This is a genomic window from Pseudomonas sp. PDM15, assembly GCF_014851565.1.
In the GTDB taxonomy this organism is placed as follows: Bacteria; Pseudomonadota; Gammaproteobacteria; order Pseudomonadales; family Pseudomonadaceae; genus Aquipseudomonas.
Window position 1 is genome coordinate 587,418 of record NZ_JACVAA010000003.1, and the last position, 12,843, is coordinate 600,260.

The 12,843-nt window shown below is 64.4% G+C and carries 15 protein-coding genes; 1 reads left to right on the forward strand and 14 read right to left on the reverse strand.

Going from position 1 to position 12,843, the window contains the following annotated elements:
* A complete protein-coding gene (gene flhA, locus IB232_RS10680; protein ID WP_192398479.1) occupies positions 1 to 2,124 on the reverse strand; it encodes a flagellar biosynthesis protein FlhA in 2,124 nt (707 codons plus the stop codon).
* 182 nt (positions 2,125 to 2,306) lie between these two features.
* Between flhA and sodC the strand changes: the two genes are divergently transcribed.
* Positions 2,307 to 2,828 (forward strand): superoxide dismutase family protein, encoded by a 522-nt coding sequence (sodC, locus tag IB232_RS10685; protein ID WP_192398481.1) that lies wholly within the window; start codon positions 2,307 to 2,309, stop codon positions 2,826 to 2,828.
* A 4-nt stretch (positions 2,829 to 2,832) separates the two neighbouring features.
* Here the strand turns inward: sodC and flhB are convergent, their stop codons facing one another.
* The 13 genes from flhB to fliJ all read right to left on the reverse strand — a co-directional run bounded on the left by flhB (position 2,833) and on the right by fliJ (position 12,841).
* Positions 2,833 to 3,969, reverse strand: a complete 1,137-nt coding sequence (gene flhB, locus IB232_RS10690) for a flagellar biosynthesis protein FlhB (protein ID WP_192398483.1) — start codon at positions 3,967 to 3,969, stop codon at positions 2,833 to 2,835.
* Between the two features lie 12 nt (positions 3,970 to 3,981).
* Entirely contained in the window at positions 3,982 to 4,758 is a 777-nt protein-coding gene (fliR, locus tag IB232_RS10695; RefSeq protein ID WP_192398484.1) for a flagellar biosynthetic protein FliR, read from the reverse strand.
* Complete coding sequence (fliQ, locus tag IB232_RS10700) at positions 4,758 to 5,027, reverse strand: flagellar biosynthesis protein FliQ (protein WP_192398486.1); 270 nt, start codon at positions 5,025 to 5,027, stop codon at positions 4,758 to 4,760. The genes fliR and fliQ overlap by 1 nt, the downstream gene beginning before the upstream one ends.
* An 11-nt stretch (positions 5,028 to 5,038) precedes the next feature.
* A complete protein-coding gene (fliP, locus tag IB232_RS10705) occupies positions 5,039 to 5,827 on the reverse strand; it encodes a flagellar type III secretion system pore protein FliP (protein WP_192398487.1) in 789 nt (262 codons plus the stop codon).
* On the reverse strand, positions 5,827 to 6,261 hold the full coding sequence (fliO, locus tag IB232_RS10710; RefSeq protein WP_192398488.1) for a flagellar biosynthetic protein FliO: 435 nt from the start codon (positions 6,259 to 6,261) through the stop codon (positions 5,827 to 5,829). Before fliO ends, fliP begins: the two co-directional genes overlap by 1 nt.
* 7 nt (positions 6,262 to 6,268) lie before the next feature.
* On the reverse strand, positions 6,269 to 6,751 hold the full coding sequence (gene fliN / locus IB232_RS10715) for a flagellar motor switch protein FliN (protein WP_192398490.1): 483 nt from the start codon (positions 6,749 to 6,751) through the stop codon (positions 6,269 to 6,271).
* 86 nt (positions 6,752 to 6,837) lie between these two features.
* The gene (gene fliM / locus IB232_RS10720; RefSeq protein ID WP_192398492.1) at positions 6,838 to 7,809 is read right to left on the reverse strand and encodes a flagellar motor switch protein FliM; all 972 of its coding nucleotides are present in this window, start codon (positions 7,807 to 7,809) and stop codon (positions 6,838 to 6,840) included.
* 12 nt (positions 7,810 to 7,821) lie between these two features.
* Positions 7,822 to 8,361, reverse strand: coding sequence for a flagellar basal body-associated protein FliL (fliL, locus tag IB232_RS10725; RefSeq protein ID WP_192398494.1), 540 nt, complete (start codon positions 8,359 to 8,361; stop codon positions 7,822 to 7,824).
* Between the two features lie 209 nt (positions 8,362 to 8,570).
* Entirely contained in the window at positions 8,571 to 9,866 is a 1,296-nt protein-coding gene (locus IB232_RS10730; protein ID WP_192398496.1) for a flagellar hook-length control protein FliK, read from the reverse strand.
* Positions 9,867 to 9,935: 69 nt separating this feature from the next.
* On the reverse strand, positions 9,936 to 10,286 hold the full coding sequence (locus IB232_RS10735; RefSeq protein ID WP_192398498.1) for an Hpt domain-containing protein: 351 nt from the start codon (positions 10,284 to 10,286) through the stop codon (positions 9,936 to 9,938).
* A 29-nt stretch (positions 10,287 to 10,315) separates the two neighbouring features.
* On the reverse strand, positions 10,316 to 12,010 hold the full coding sequence (locus IB232_RS10740; RefSeq protein WP_192398500.1) for a fused response regulator/phosphatase: 1,695 nt from the start codon (positions 12,008 to 12,010) through the stop codon (positions 10,316 to 10,318).
* A gap of 5 nt (positions 12,011 to 12,015) precedes the next feature.
* Positions 12,016 to 12,321: an STAS domain-containing protein gene (locus tag IB232_RS10745; protein ID WP_137972844.1), complete on the reverse strand. Its 306-nt coding sequence runs from the start codon at positions 12,319 to 12,321 to the stop codon at positions 12,016 to 12,018.
* 70 nt (positions 12,322 to 12,391) lie between these two features.
* On the reverse strand, positions 12,392 to 12,841 hold the full coding sequence (fliJ, locus tag IB232_RS10750; protein ID WP_137972843.1) for a flagellar export protein FliJ: 450 nt from the start codon (positions 12,839 to 12,841) through the stop codon (positions 12,392 to 12,394).
* Between the last annotated feature and the right edge of the window lie 2 nt (positions 12,842 to 12,843).

A 12,843-nucleotide genomic window follows, 5' to 3' on the forward strand; every position in this document is an offset into this window, starting at 1 on the left:
TCAGTTCTGGCCGACCGTGGCAACGATCGTGACCTGCTTGTTATCCGGTATTTCCTGGTAGGCCAGTACGTGCATGGCCGGCACGGCGAGCCGCGCGAATCGCGAGAGCATCGCCCGGACCGGACCGGCGACCAGCAGGATCACCGGTTTGCCGAGCATTTCCTGGCGCTGCGCCGCTTCCACCAGGGAGCGTTGCAGCTTCTCGGCCATGCCGGGTTCGAGGAGGATGCCATCCTCGGAGCCCTGACCGGCCTTCTGCAGGCTATTCAGCAATAACTGTTCCAACCTGGGCTCCAGCGTGATCACAGGCAGCTCCGGCTCTAGTCCCACAATGCTTTGCACGATTGCGCGAGAAAGCGCGACGCGAACGGCAGCCACCATCGCGGCGGGATCTTGACTCTTGCCGGCCACATTGGAGATGGCCTCGGCGATGCTGCGGATGTCGCGCACCGGCACCTGCTCCTGCAGCAGGGTTTGCAGCACTCGCAGCAGGGTCGACAGGGAAATCATGCCCGGCACCAGCTCTTCGGCCAGCTTCGGCGAGCTCTTGGCCAGCAGCTGCATCAATTGCTGGACCTCTTCGTGGCCGAGCAGTTCATGGGCATGCTTATGCAAGACCTGGTTGAGGTGAGTGGCGACCACGGTACTGGCGTCCACCACCGTGTAACCGAGCGACTGCGCCTGGTCGCGCTGGGTCGGGTCGATCCACACCGCCTCCAGGCCGAACGCCGGATCTTTGGCGGCGATGCCGTTGAGGGTGCCGAACACCTGGCCGGGGTTGATTGCCAGCTCGCGCTCCGGATACACCTCGGCCTCGGCCACGCTGACGCCCATCAGGGTCAAACGGTAGGCGTTGGGCAGCAGGTCGAGGTTGTCGCGGATATGCACGGACGGCATCAGGAAGCCCATCTCCTGGGACAACTTCTTGCGCACGCCCTTGATCCGCGCCAGCAGCTGGCCACCCTGATTGCGGTCGACCAGGGGAATCAGGCGATAACCCACTTCCAGGCCGACCATGTCCACCGGGGTCACATCGTCCCAGCCCAGTTCCTTGACCTCCTGGGCCTTCTGCGCCGGCAGCAGCTCCTGCTGGCGCTGGACTTCCTTGACCGCATCTTCCTTGGTCCTGCGCTGCTTGTGCGCGATCCAGTAGGCCGCACCGGCGGCCACCAGACCGAGACTGATGAAGGAAAAGTGCGGCATGCCCGGCACCAGGCCCATGGCGATCATGATCGCCGCCGACACAGCCAGAGCCTTGGGCGAGTTGAACATCTGCCGGCTGACCTGGGCACCCATGTCTTCCGAGGTGGATACGCGGGTCACCATGATCGCGGCGGCGGTCGATAGCAGCAGCGACGGGATCTGCGCCACCAGGCCGTCACCGATGGTCAGCAGGGTGTAGATGCGCCCCGCCTCGGCGAATGCCAGGTCGTGCTGCAGAACACCGATGGCCATGCCACCAATCAGGTTGATGAAGAGGATCAGCAGGCCGGCGACGGCGTCACCGCGGACGAATTTCGAGGCACCGTCCATCGAACCGTAGAAGTCGGCCTCCTGGGCCACCTCGGTACGGCGCTTCTTGGCCTCGGCCTGGTCGATCAGGCCGGCGTTGAGGTCGGCGTCGATGGCCATCTGCTTACCAGGCATGGCATCCAGGGTGAAGCGGGCACTCACCTCGGAGATACGCCCGGCACCCTTGGTGACCACCACGAAGTTGATGATCATCAAGATGGCGAACACCACAGCGCCGACCACGTAGTTGCCGCCGATCACCACCTCACCGAAGGCCTGGATCACCTTGCCCGCGGCGTCGTGGCCTTCCTGGCCGTGCAACAGCACCACGCGCGTCGAGGCCACGTTCAGCGCCAGGCGCAGCAGCGTCGCGGCTAGCAGCACGGTAGGGAACACGGCGAAGTCCAGCGGCCGCAGGGAGTAGATAGCGACCAACAGGACCACGATGGACAGGGCGATGCTGAAGGTGAAAAGCACGTCGAGCAGGAATGGCGGAATCGGCAGCATGACCATGGCGAGCATGACCAGCAGCAGCAACGGGATGCCCAGATTGCCGTGGCGCAACCCCGCCAGGTTGCTGCGTACATCACCGATGAGTTGCGCCCGATCCACTGCCACTTGATTACCCCAGCCAGTTCAATCTTTTGACGCAAAAAGGCGCCATGGGCAGGTCAGAGCAAGAACCCGGCCAGATTTTCCAGGCTTTTGAAAAACAAGGGCTTACATCCGAAACAGGAAACCCTGGCAGCAACTGGCAGTCACAAGTTCTCCAACCACCCATCAGGAGAACCGCCATGCGCCAATGGACCCTCGCCGCGCTGCTCGCCGCGGCCGGCAGTGTGCAGGCAGCCCCGCTCAACATTCCGCTCAACGCCGTGGATGCCAACGGCACCGGCCAGCAGGTCGGCACGGTCAAGGTCGAGCAGAGCCGCTATGGCCTAGTCTTCACCCCTACCCTATCCGGCCTGACGCCGGGCATCCATGGCTTTCACCTGCACACCAACGCGGATTGCGCGCCCGGCAGCAAGGACGGCCAGCCCTCGGCCGCCGAAATGGCTGGCGGCCACTGGGACCCGGACGGCGCCGGCAAGCATGGCACGCCATGGCAGGACGACGCCCATCGAGGCGACCTGCCGGCTCTGTATGTGGACGCAGACGGCAACTCCGGGCAACCGGTGCTGGCGCCGCGCCTGAAGAGCCTGGACGAACTCAAGGGCCATGCCCTGATGATTCACGCTGGCGGCGACAACCACGCAGACCATCCCAAGCCGCTGGGCGGAGGCGGTGTACGCGTGGCCTGTGGCGTGATCAAGTGACGCGTCACTCGTCGCGACGCAGGTCCGGCGGGATGGGCAGATTCGACAGCGGCGCCGGGCGCTTGCCCTTGCCAGAGCGGAACTGCTTGAGCTGGTAGACGTAGGCCAGTACCTGAGCCACGGCCAGGTACAGGCCCGCGGGGATCTCCTGGTCCACCTCGGTGGAGTAGAACACCGCCCGCGCCAACGCCGGCGATTCGAGCAGGGTGACCTTGTGCTCCTGGGCGATCTCGCGAATCTTCAGCGCCAGGAAGTCGCCGCCCTTGGCCAGCAGCATCGGTGCATTGCCCTTGGCCGGGTCGTACTTGAGCGCCACCGCGAAGTGGGTCGGGTTGGTGATCACCACGTCAGCCTCGGGCACCTGTTGCATCATCCGCCGCTCGGCCATCTGCCGCTGCAACTGGCGGATCTTCGACTTGACCTCGGGCTTGCCCTCGCTGTCCTTGTATTCGTCGCGGACTTCCTGCTTGGTCATCATCAGCTTCTGCTTGGTGTCCCAAAGCTGAAATGGCACATCAACGGCGGCGATCAGGATCAGCCCGCAGGCCATCCATAGCAGGCTCCAACCCGCCACCTGCATGGCATGCAGGATCGCCGACTCGACCGACTCGTTGGCGATGGCCAGCAGGTCGTCCTGGTCCGACTTCAATACCGCCAGGGCCACCATCAGGATGATCACGAACTTGGCCAGGGCCTTGAGCAGCTCCACCAAGGCCTTGGTGGAGAACATGCGCTTGAGCCCTTCCAGTGGGTTCATCCGGCTGAACTTGGGCTGCAGCGCCTCGGCGGAGAACAGCCAGCCGCCCAGAGCCACGGGGCCGACGATGGAAGCGATGAGCATGACCACGAAGAATGGCTGCAGGGCCAGCAGCGCCTCCATGCCGGTGGCCAGCAGGTGGCGCGCCATGGAGCCGTCGTCCAGCAGCACGTCGCGCGACAGGGAGAAGTTGCCGCGCATCATGTCCAGCATCGACTGGCCCATGTCGGCACCGAAGATCAGCAGCGCCGCAGCGCCGCCAAAAGTCACCGCCAGGGTGCTGAGCTCCTTGGAACGGGCTATCTGGCCTTTCTTGCGCGCCTCTTCAAGGCGCTTACTAGTGGGCTCCTCACTCTTGTCCGCGCCGCTTTCGCTCTCAGCCATCGCAGAGCCTCCTCAGCGCACGCGCGCGACTTCGCGCAATTGTTGTAAGGCCTCGCTGGTGAACACCTGGAAGTGCGCGAGGAAGTCGGAGACGCCGAGCCAGAAGATGAACAGGCCGAGCACCAGGGTCAGCGGGAAGCCGATGGAGAAGATGTTCAGCTGCGGCGCGGCGCGGGTCATCACCCCGAAGGCCAGGTTGATGATCAGCAGCGCGGTGACCACCGGTAGCGCCATCAGCAGGCCGGCGGCCATCACCCAGGTCAGCTTGCCGGCCATCGTCCAGTAGTGATCCAGAAGCATGCCCTCGCCCACCGGCAGGGTGACGAAGCTTTCCGCCAGCACTTCGAACACCACCAGGTGGCCGTTCATGGCCAGGAACAGCAGGGTCACCAGCATCAGCAGGAACTGGCCGAGCACCGGTACCGACACGCCGTTGGCCGGATCGACCATGGAGGCGAAGCCCAGGCCCATCTGCATGGCGATGATCTGCCCTGCCACGGTGAACAGATGGAAATACAGCTGCAGAACGAAGCCGAACATCACCCCGACCAGCACCTGCTCGCCGATCAGCAGCATGGACTGCAGGCTCACGGCGTCCACCTGCGGCATCGGCGGCAGGTTCGGTGCCAGCACCAGACAGATGGCCAGGGACAAGTACAGGCGCACCCGCATCGGCACCAGCTGGGTACCAATCACCGGCATCACCATCAGCATGGAAGCGATGCGGAACAGCGGCAGGAGGTACTGGCCCACCCAACCGCCGATCTGCATGTTGGTCAGCTCTAACATCAGCCGATCAACAGCGGGATGTTCTGCACCAGTGTCTGGGTGTACTCCATCAGCTCGCGCACCAGCCAGGGGCCGGCCCACATCAGCGTCAGCAGCATCACCAGCAGGCGCGGAACGAAGCTCAGGGTCTGTTCGTTGATCTGCGTGGCCGCCTGGAACATGGCCACCAGCAAACCTACGATCAGGCTCGGCAGCACCAGCAGGCCGACGATCAGGGCGGTCAGCCAGAGCGCTTCGCGGAACAGGTCGACGGCGATTTCCGGGGTCATCTGCGCGTCCTCTATAACGTGCCGAAACTACCAGCCAGGGTACCCATGATCAGCGCCCAGCCATCGATCAGGACGAACAGCATGATCTTGAACGGCAGGGAAATGATCAGTGGCGACAGCATCATCATGCCCATGGCCATGAGGATGCTCGCCACCACCATGTCGATGATCAGGAACGGGATGAAGATCATGAAGCCGATCTGGAAGGCGGTCTTCAGCTCCGAGGTGACGAAGGCCGGGATCAGGATGGTCAGCGGCGCCTGCTCCGGCGAGAGGATGTCGGTGCGCTTGGACAGGCGCACGAACAGCTCCAGGTCGGAGGCGCGGGTCTGCGCCAGCATGAACTCCTTGATCGGAACTTCGGCTTTGGCAATGGCCTGCTGCGCCGGCAGCTGCTCGTTGAGATAAGGCTGCAGGGCGTCGCGATTAATCTGCTCGAACACCGGCGCCATGATGAACATGGTCAGGAACAGCGCCAGGCCGATGAGGATCTGGTTCGACGGCGTCTGCTGCAGGCCCAGGGCCTGGCGCAGGATGGAGAACACGATGATGATCCGGGTGAAGCTGGTCATCAGCATGACGAACGCCGGGATGAAGCTCAGCGCCGTCATGATCAGCAGGATCTGCAGGCTGACCGAGTATTCCTGCTGCCCTTCGGCGTTGGTACTCAGGGTGATGGCGGGAATCGACAGCGGATTTTCGCCCTGCTGGATCAGCGCAGAAACGCCCGGCGGAGTCTCCTCGGCGAAAGCCAGCGAGGCGCCCAGACTGAGGACCAGTACCAGCAACAAACGCAGCATCAGGATTTGTCCTTCTGGTCCTTGCCGAGCAGTTCCATCAGGCGCTGGGCGAACTCGGGCGTGGCGGGCTCAGCAGCTTCGAGGCTTACCGGCTCCTTGAGTACGTGCAGTGGCGTGATACGTCCGGCAGTGAGGCCGAGCAGAACCTGCTCGCTGCCCACCTGCACCAGCAGTAGACGGTCGCGCGGGCCCAGAGCCTGACTGGCTATCAGCTTTATCGCCTGGTTGCCGCGCGGGCCGATCTGCTGCACCCGACGCATCACCCAGGCCAGGGCGAAGATCAGACCGATCACCAGCAACAAGCCGAGCAGCAGCTGCGCCAGCTGGCTGCCGATGTCGCTGCTGGCCATGGGGGTGGTCACCGCCTTGGCCGCCGGCTCGGCGGCCAGCACCGTCAGCGGGGCCAGCAGGAAGAGACTGCAGAGTGCGCGCATCATCGCCTCAACGCAGCTTCTTGATGCGTTCGCTGGGGCTGATCACATCGGTCAGGCGAATGCCGAACTTCTCGTTGACCACCACCACTTCGCCGTGGGCGATCAGAGTGCCATTGACCAGCACGTCCAATGGCTCGCCGGCCAGACGATCCAGCTCCACCACCGAACCCTGGTTGAGCTGCAGCAGGTTGCGGATGGAGATTTCGGTGCTGCCCACTTCCATGGAGATGGACACCGGGATATCGAGGATCACGTCCAGGTTCGGCCCGTCCAGCGAGACCGGTCCATTGCCCGGCTTGGGCGCGGCACCGAACTCCTCCATCGCCATGCGCGGCGCGGCTGGGGCGGCAGCACCGCCACCACCCTGGCTCATCAGCGCGTCGATGTCCGCCTGCCCGGCGTCGTCACCAGCCTCGGCGAGGGCCGCGGCCCACTCGTCGGCCAGGGCCTGCTCCTCGGGGCTGGTGCCTTCTTCGTTTTCGTCTGCCATCGCTCTACCTCGGCTGGCTGTTCATCTGAGGGTCAGTCGGACCGGAAGCGCGACTGACCGGAATATTGACCCGGGGCCCCGCGCCGTCAGCGCAGGCGCTCCACGGGTTCGAGAATCTGCAGGGCCAGGTTGCCCTTGTGGGCCCCTAGCTTGACCTTGAAGGCCGGCACGCCGTTGGCGCGCATGATCATCTGCTCCGGCAGCTCCACCGGAATCACGTCGCCGGGCTGCATGTGCAGGATGTCGCGCAGCTTGAGCTCGCGGCGCGCCAGGGTCGCCCCGAGCGGCACGCTGACGTCGAGGATGTCTTCGCGCAGGGCTTTGATCCAGCGCTCGTCCTGATCGTCCACGTCAGACTGGAAGCCGGCGTCGAGCATCTCGCGGATCGGCTCGATCATCGAATAGGGCATGGTGATATGCAGGTCGCCGCCACCGCCGTCCAGCTCGATGTGGAAGGTGGACACCACCACCACTTCGCTGGGGCTGACGATGTTGGCCAGGGCTGGGTTCACTTCCGAGTTCATGTACTCGAAGTTGACGTCCATTACCGCGTGCCAGGCTTCCTTGAGATCGATGAAGGCCTGGTCGATGACCATGCGCACCACGCGCAGCTCGGTCGGGGTGAACTCGCGGCCCTCGATCTTGGCGTGGCGGCCGTCGCCGCCGAAGAAGTTGTCCACCAGCTTGAACACCAGTTTGGCGTCGAGAATGAACAAAGCGGTACCGCGCAGCGGCTTCATCTTCACCAGGTTGAGGCTGGTCGGCACGTACAGTGAGTGCACGTACTCGCCGAACTTCATCACCTGCACACCGCCCACCGCCACGTCGGCGGAACGGCGCAGCAGGTTGAACATGCTGATACGGGTATAGCGGGCGAAACGCTCGTTGATCATCTCCAGGGTCGGCATGCGTCCGCGGACGATGCGATCCTGGCTGGTCAGGTCGTAATTCTTGACGCTGCCAGGGTCGGCATCGGCCTCGGTCTCGACCAGGCCATCGTCGACGCCATGCAGCAGCGCGTCGATCTCATCCTGTGACAGCAGATCTTGTACGGCCATGCGGGGCTCCTGCTACTGCAGCACGATGTTGGTGAACAGTACCTGTTCGACCACGGTTTTACCGGTTTCTTTCTGCGCCACTTCCTGCACCACGGCGGTCGCCTGGCTGCGCAGCATTTCCTTGCCGACCGGGGTCATCAGCGCGCCGAAGTCCTGGCCGGAGAACAGCATCACCAGGCGGTTGCGGATAAGCGGCATGTGCACCTTGAGAGCATCCAACTCGGCTTGGTTGCGCGCCATCAGCGCGACGCTGACCTGCATGTAGCGCTGCCGGCCCTGATGTTTGTAGTTGGCGATAAAGGCCGGAGCGATGCTCTCGTACAGCGCCGGCTGCTTGACCGGGGCCGCGCTTTCGCTGGTTGCTTCCTCGGTAGGTTTCTCTTCTTCCGCGCCCTTGTCTTTGCCCAGCAGGAACCAGGTGGCGCCAACGGACCCACCGATCGCCAACAGCAACACCACCACGATAATGATGATGAGTTTGAGCTTGCCCTTGCCGCCGGCCTTTTCGCCGCCTTCGGCAGCCGGTGCTTTAGGAGCTGGTTTCTTTGCCATGCCAAAAATCCGTCACTATTCAGTGTTTTGTCCCTGGTCAAGGGCTTAGGAGCAAGTGTTATGCCATCTTGTAAACAAGATAGCCGCTATCGCCCCGCCCGACACAGGCAGCCGATATACCAAGGCAACGACCGCCTGTCACCCGAAAACGACTGCGCCCGGTGCTTTATCGGCACCGGGCGCAGGATATTGCGGAGCTCGGCGAAGCGTCAGGCGTAGTAGTCCACCAAGCCACGCGGCGCGGCAGAGGATTGGCCGCGCAGCTCGCTGACGCCCGTCAGCACCTCGTCATCGCCGGAGCCGCTCATACCTCGGCCGCCGCCGTGCCGCCGCCCTTCCTCACCACCGCCCTGGGAACCACGGGCCATGGACTGGTCGGAAACGTTGACGTCCAGCTGGTTCATGCCCTGCTGGGCGAACAGCTCGCGCAGGCGGTGAACCTGGCCTTCCAACTGGTCACGCACGCTGGCGTTGGCACTGATGAAGGTGACCTGGGCCGCCTGGTCCTTGTTCAACTCGATGCGCACCTCCATGCGCCCCAGTTCGGCGGGGTCGAGCTGGATCTCGGCGGACTTGAGGTTCTGGCTGGACAGCCACATCACCTTGTCGACCACCGCCTCGCTCATGCCGGGATGGTTCACCTGCACCGGCTGGCCGGGTACTAGCGGCAGGCGCTGTACATTGTTCTGCTGATTGATGGCCTGGCTCAAGGCACTGAGCTTGCTGGCGAAGGCCTCGGCACGTGCGTCAGCCTGGCTTTCGCGAGCGGTGGACAGGGAAGTGTCCAGTCCTTCGACGAGCAGCTCGCCCTCCAGCCCCTCGGTCGATGTCTCCTCGCTGGGTACTGCATCGCCGGAGAAGGCGGCCAGGGCATTGGCGAAGCCCTGGCTGGCATTGGCCGACTTCTCGGCAGCTACCGCTCCAGGGCTCAGCTGTTGCTGTGCGGCAGCCTTCTCCTGCGCCCCCACTTCGAGCGCCAGCTTCACCGCCGGCAGGCTGTTGAGCATGTCCAGCTCGGGGTCATGGCTGGCCTCGGTCATGGTCGCCGGAGCAGCATTGGCCACAGCCGGCGTGGCTGCCTGCAAGAGAGGATCGCCACCCTCGACCGGTGCCTCGCCTTCGGCAACCAGCGGATCGACCGTCTCAGCCGCCGGTAGCTGACCGGTCATGGCCATCAGCAGCAACGGATCGACGCCCTCCTCGCTGCCCTCGGCCGACTCCTCCGGCAAGACATTGCCGCTTTCGGCAACGACCGGCTGTTCGGCGGCAGGCTCGGCCGTCACCTCATCTGCCGGCTTGGACTCCGCAGAGCGCTCCTCGGCGGCCTTGGCGTTGGCTTCCTTGCGCTCTGCGGCCTTGCTCTGGCGCTCCTTGGCGTAGACCTCAGCGAAGCTGGATGCCTCGTTGTTGCGGGGCTCCGGGGGATTGGACGGAGCCTTCGCCGCGGGTGTCTTCGGCCGCACTTCGGGCGCGGACTGAAGGAGAAAGTCGGGTGCAACGGACATGGGTACTCTCCGTTAGTGAGGGATCGTACCGGGATAGAGCAAGGGCCGGGCCAACTTTGCCCGACGCGCTCAGCGATAGCGTTGGCGCTCGGACTTGAGCAGGATGCGCACGATGGCGAACTCGCGGCCGATCTGCTCGATCAGTGCCGGCGCCTCGTCCAGCCGCTCACGCCGGGCGGCCTCCTCAAGATGCTTGCACAGGCCGGCCAGCAACGTGGCGCCCATGTTGCTGCAACTGCCCTTGAAGCTGTGCGCGGCTAGGCGCAGGGCCTGGGCGTCTTCGGCGGACATGGCCTCATGGATATGGCGCTGGCGCTCCTCCGAGTCGAGCAGGAAGGTATCCAGCAGCACGGGGTATTCCTCCCCCATGACATCCAGCAGGGAAGCCAACACGCTCTGATCGAGATGGGAATCGGACACCAGCTCACTCCATGATCGGGAAGCGCCGATTATGCCTGAGCCGCCCAGCGAAACTCCACGATGGCGCCACGCCCGTCGGACGACCACCGGCATTGGTCGGCAAGTTCGCAGATCAGGCGCAGGCCACGGCCGCTGAGGCTGCCGCAGTCGCGCTGCCGATCCAGAGCGCGGCTCACATCGAAGCCGGCGCCGCTGTCCTGCACATGGATGCGCAGGCAGCCGCCACCGGCCTCGGGCAGCAGCTCCAGGTCGAAGCGCACGAAGCCTTCCTGTAGCGACAGCAGGCGCTGGCTGCGCTCACGGTAGTACTGAGCGAAGCCCTGGGCATCAGACTTGAGCTTGGAGTCCAGGCCCAGCACACCGTGCTCCAGTGCATTGGAATACAGCTCGGCCATCACCGTGTACAGCGCCCCGCCTTGGGCGCGCAGGCCGCGCACCTCCATCAGCAACTGGAGCAGGAACGGCAGCGGGTTGAAGCGCTTGAGCGCCTCGGCGCGGAATTCGAAGCTGGCCGACCAGTCCAGCGGACTGCTCTGGCCACTGTCGGAAAAAGCCAGCGGCGGGCGACTGAGGTCGGAGTCGTCGACCATGCTCAGCTCGATCATGCTGACGTCGTCCTGGGCTTCGCCACGGAACGCCGCCAGCGCGCGCTGGATCTCGTCGAACAGGCGCTCCGGCGCATGACCACTGTCGAACACCTGCAACAGGCGCTCCTCGCCGAACAGCTGCTCGCTGGCGTCGCGGGTCTCCAGCACACCGTCGGAGAGCAGGAAGATGCGATCACCGGGCTGCAGCGGGTGAACCTCGTAGGCCTCGTTGAACGATGAAGGGTCCAGTACGCCCAGTGGCAGATGGCGCGACACCAGTGGCACCCGCTCGCCGCTGCCTACGCGCAGCAGGTGGCCATCCGGCAGACCGCCGTTCCACACCTCCACCACCCGGCGCTGGAAGCTCAGGTTGAGCATGGTGGCGCAGCAGAACACTCCGACCGGCAAGATGCGCTTGAGCTTGGCATTCATCTCGCGAAGGATTTCCGCCATGGAGAAGCCCTTGGCGGTCATGCCGTAGAACACCTCGGACAGCGGCATGGCCCCGATGGCCGCCGGCAGGCCGTGGCCGGTGAAGTCACCGAGCAGCACGTGCATGCCGCCGGAGGGCTTGAACGCGGCCAGCAGCAGGTCGCCGTTGAACAGGGCGAACGGCGATTGCAGGTAGCGGATGTTCGCCGCACTGAGGCAACCGGAGTGGGCCACCTTGTCGAACACCGCCTTGGCCACCCGCTGCTCGGTGAGCAGGTGCTCGTTGTGCTTGGCGATCAGGTCGCGCTGCTCCAGCACCGTCTTCTGCAGGCGGCGCAGGCGGTCCATGGCGGTGATCTTGGCCTGCAGGATGACCTGGTTGTAGGGCTTGGCGAGGAAGTCGTCACCGACCTCCAGGCAGCGTACCAGCGCTTCGCTCTCGGTCAGGGAGGTGAGGAAGATGATCGGCACCAGCGACTCGCCGGCCAGTTCCTTGATCCGCCGCGCCGCCTCGAAGCCGTCCATCACCGGCATCAGCGCATCCATCAGCACCAGCTGCGGGCGCTCCTGCTCGAACAGCCCGACCGCCTCCAGGCCATTGCTGGCGGTGAGCACGCGATGGCCCTGGCGGCTGACGATGGTGGACAGCAGCATCCTGTCCGCAGCGCTGTCCTCGGCGATCAGGATGGACAGGCGATTGGGCATGACAATCAGCCGATCTGGAACAGCTGTTCGAAGTTGGAGATCGAGAGAATCTTGCGCACGTCTGGATTGCAGTTCACCAGGCTGATGCGCGCATGGTCGCCGCCGGCGTGGTCACGCAGAAGCAGGAGCATGCCCAGCGCCGAGCTGTCCAGGTAGGTGGCGCCCTTGAGGTCTACCACGTAGCGCTTGGGGGTTGCGCTCACCCGCTCGTAGGCATCGCGGAATTCCTGGTGCGCAGAGAAATCGAAGCGTCCCTGGATGTGAATGGTCAGCTCCTGCCCGTCGCCCGAAGGTAGCGCGGTGATGGCCATGTAGCACTCCTTGTTGATTCTTATGCAAAGAGAAGATGTAGCACCCACAGGTGACGACGGCAACCGCGCGTCAATTCTGCTCGCGCTGCGGTAGACGTTGCGACAGCTCGTCGAGCAGCTTCTGCTCGCGCTTGTCCTCGGCCGCACGCGCCTCGTCCAGGTAGCGTTGGACGAGCTTACGCAGACCTTCCACCCGCGTATAGCGCTGCTGCCAGGCGGCTCTCGCCTTGTTGAGGTTCTGCCGGTGCCAGTTGATGCTCTGCAGCTGTTGGCCGATGGCGGTTTCCAGCTGGCTGAGGAAGCGTTGGTAGTTCATCAGCCATTGCCCGGAAACGCCTTTGCTGCCCTCGCTGATCCATTGCTGCTGGTAGTCGGCGCGGTAGCGCTCCAGCTCGCCCAGCTGCGCCTCGGCCTTGGCCAGCAGACCCTGCATGTGAGCCATCTGGCGGGCCGCTTCGCGCTCGGCGCGCTCGGCCATCTCGACAACCGGCGCCAGGCGCGCGGCGCGGCTGTTGGCCATCT

Bases quoted from the DNA above. Each gene is read 5' to 3' on its own strand.
- fliM (WP_192398492.1), bottom strand. From the start codon at position 7,809: ATGGCCGTACAAGATCTGCTGTCACAGGATGAGATCGACGCGCTGCTG.
- flhB (WP_192398483.1), bottom strand. From the start codon at position 3,969: ATGGCTGAGAGCGAAAGCGGCGCGGACAAGAGTGAGGAGCCCACTAGT.
- IB232_RS10730 (WP_192398496.1), bottom strand. From the start codon at position 9,866: ATGTCCGTTGCACCCGACTTTCTCCTTCAGTCCGCGCCCGAAGTGCGG.
- IB232_RS10745 (WP_137972844.1), bottom strand. From the start codon at position 12,321: ATGGCCATCACCGCGCTACCTTCGGGCGACGGGCAGGAGCTGACCATT.
- IB232_RS10740 (WP_192398500.1), bottom strand. From the start codon at position 12,010: ATGCCCAATCGCCTGTCCATCCTGATCGCCGAGGACAGCGCTGCGGAC.
- fliQ (WP_192398486.1), bottom strand. From the start codon at position 5,027: ATGACCCCGGAAATCGCCGTCGACCTGTTCCGCGAAGCGCTCTGGCTG.
- fliN (WP_192398490.1), bottom strand. From the start codon at position 6,751: ATGGCAGACGAAAACGAAGAAGGCACCAGCCCCGAGGAGCAGGCCCTG.
- fliL (WP_192398494.1), bottom strand. From the start codon at position 8,361: ATGGCAAAGAAACCAGCTCCTAAAGCACCGGCTGCCGAAGGCGGCGAA.
- fliP (WP_192398487.1), bottom strand. From the start codon at position 5,827: ATGCTGCGTTTGTTGCTGGTACTGGTCCTCAGTCTGGGCGCCTCGCTG.
- fliO (WP_192398488.1), bottom strand. From the start codon at position 6,261: ATGCGCGCACTCTGCAGTCTCTTCCTGCTGGCCCCGCTGACGGTGCTG.
- sodC (WP_192398481.1), top strand. From the start codon at position 2,307: ATGCGCCAATGGACCCTCGCCGCGCTGCTCGCCGCGGCCGGCAGTGTG.
- fliJ (WP_137972843.1), bottom strand. From the start codon at position 12,841: ATGGCCAACAGCCGCGCCGCGCGCCTGGCGCCGGTTGTCGAGATGGCC.
- fliR (WP_192398484.1), bottom strand. From the start codon at position 4,758: ATGTTAGAGCTGACCAACATGCAGATCGGCGGTTGGGTGGGCCAGTAC.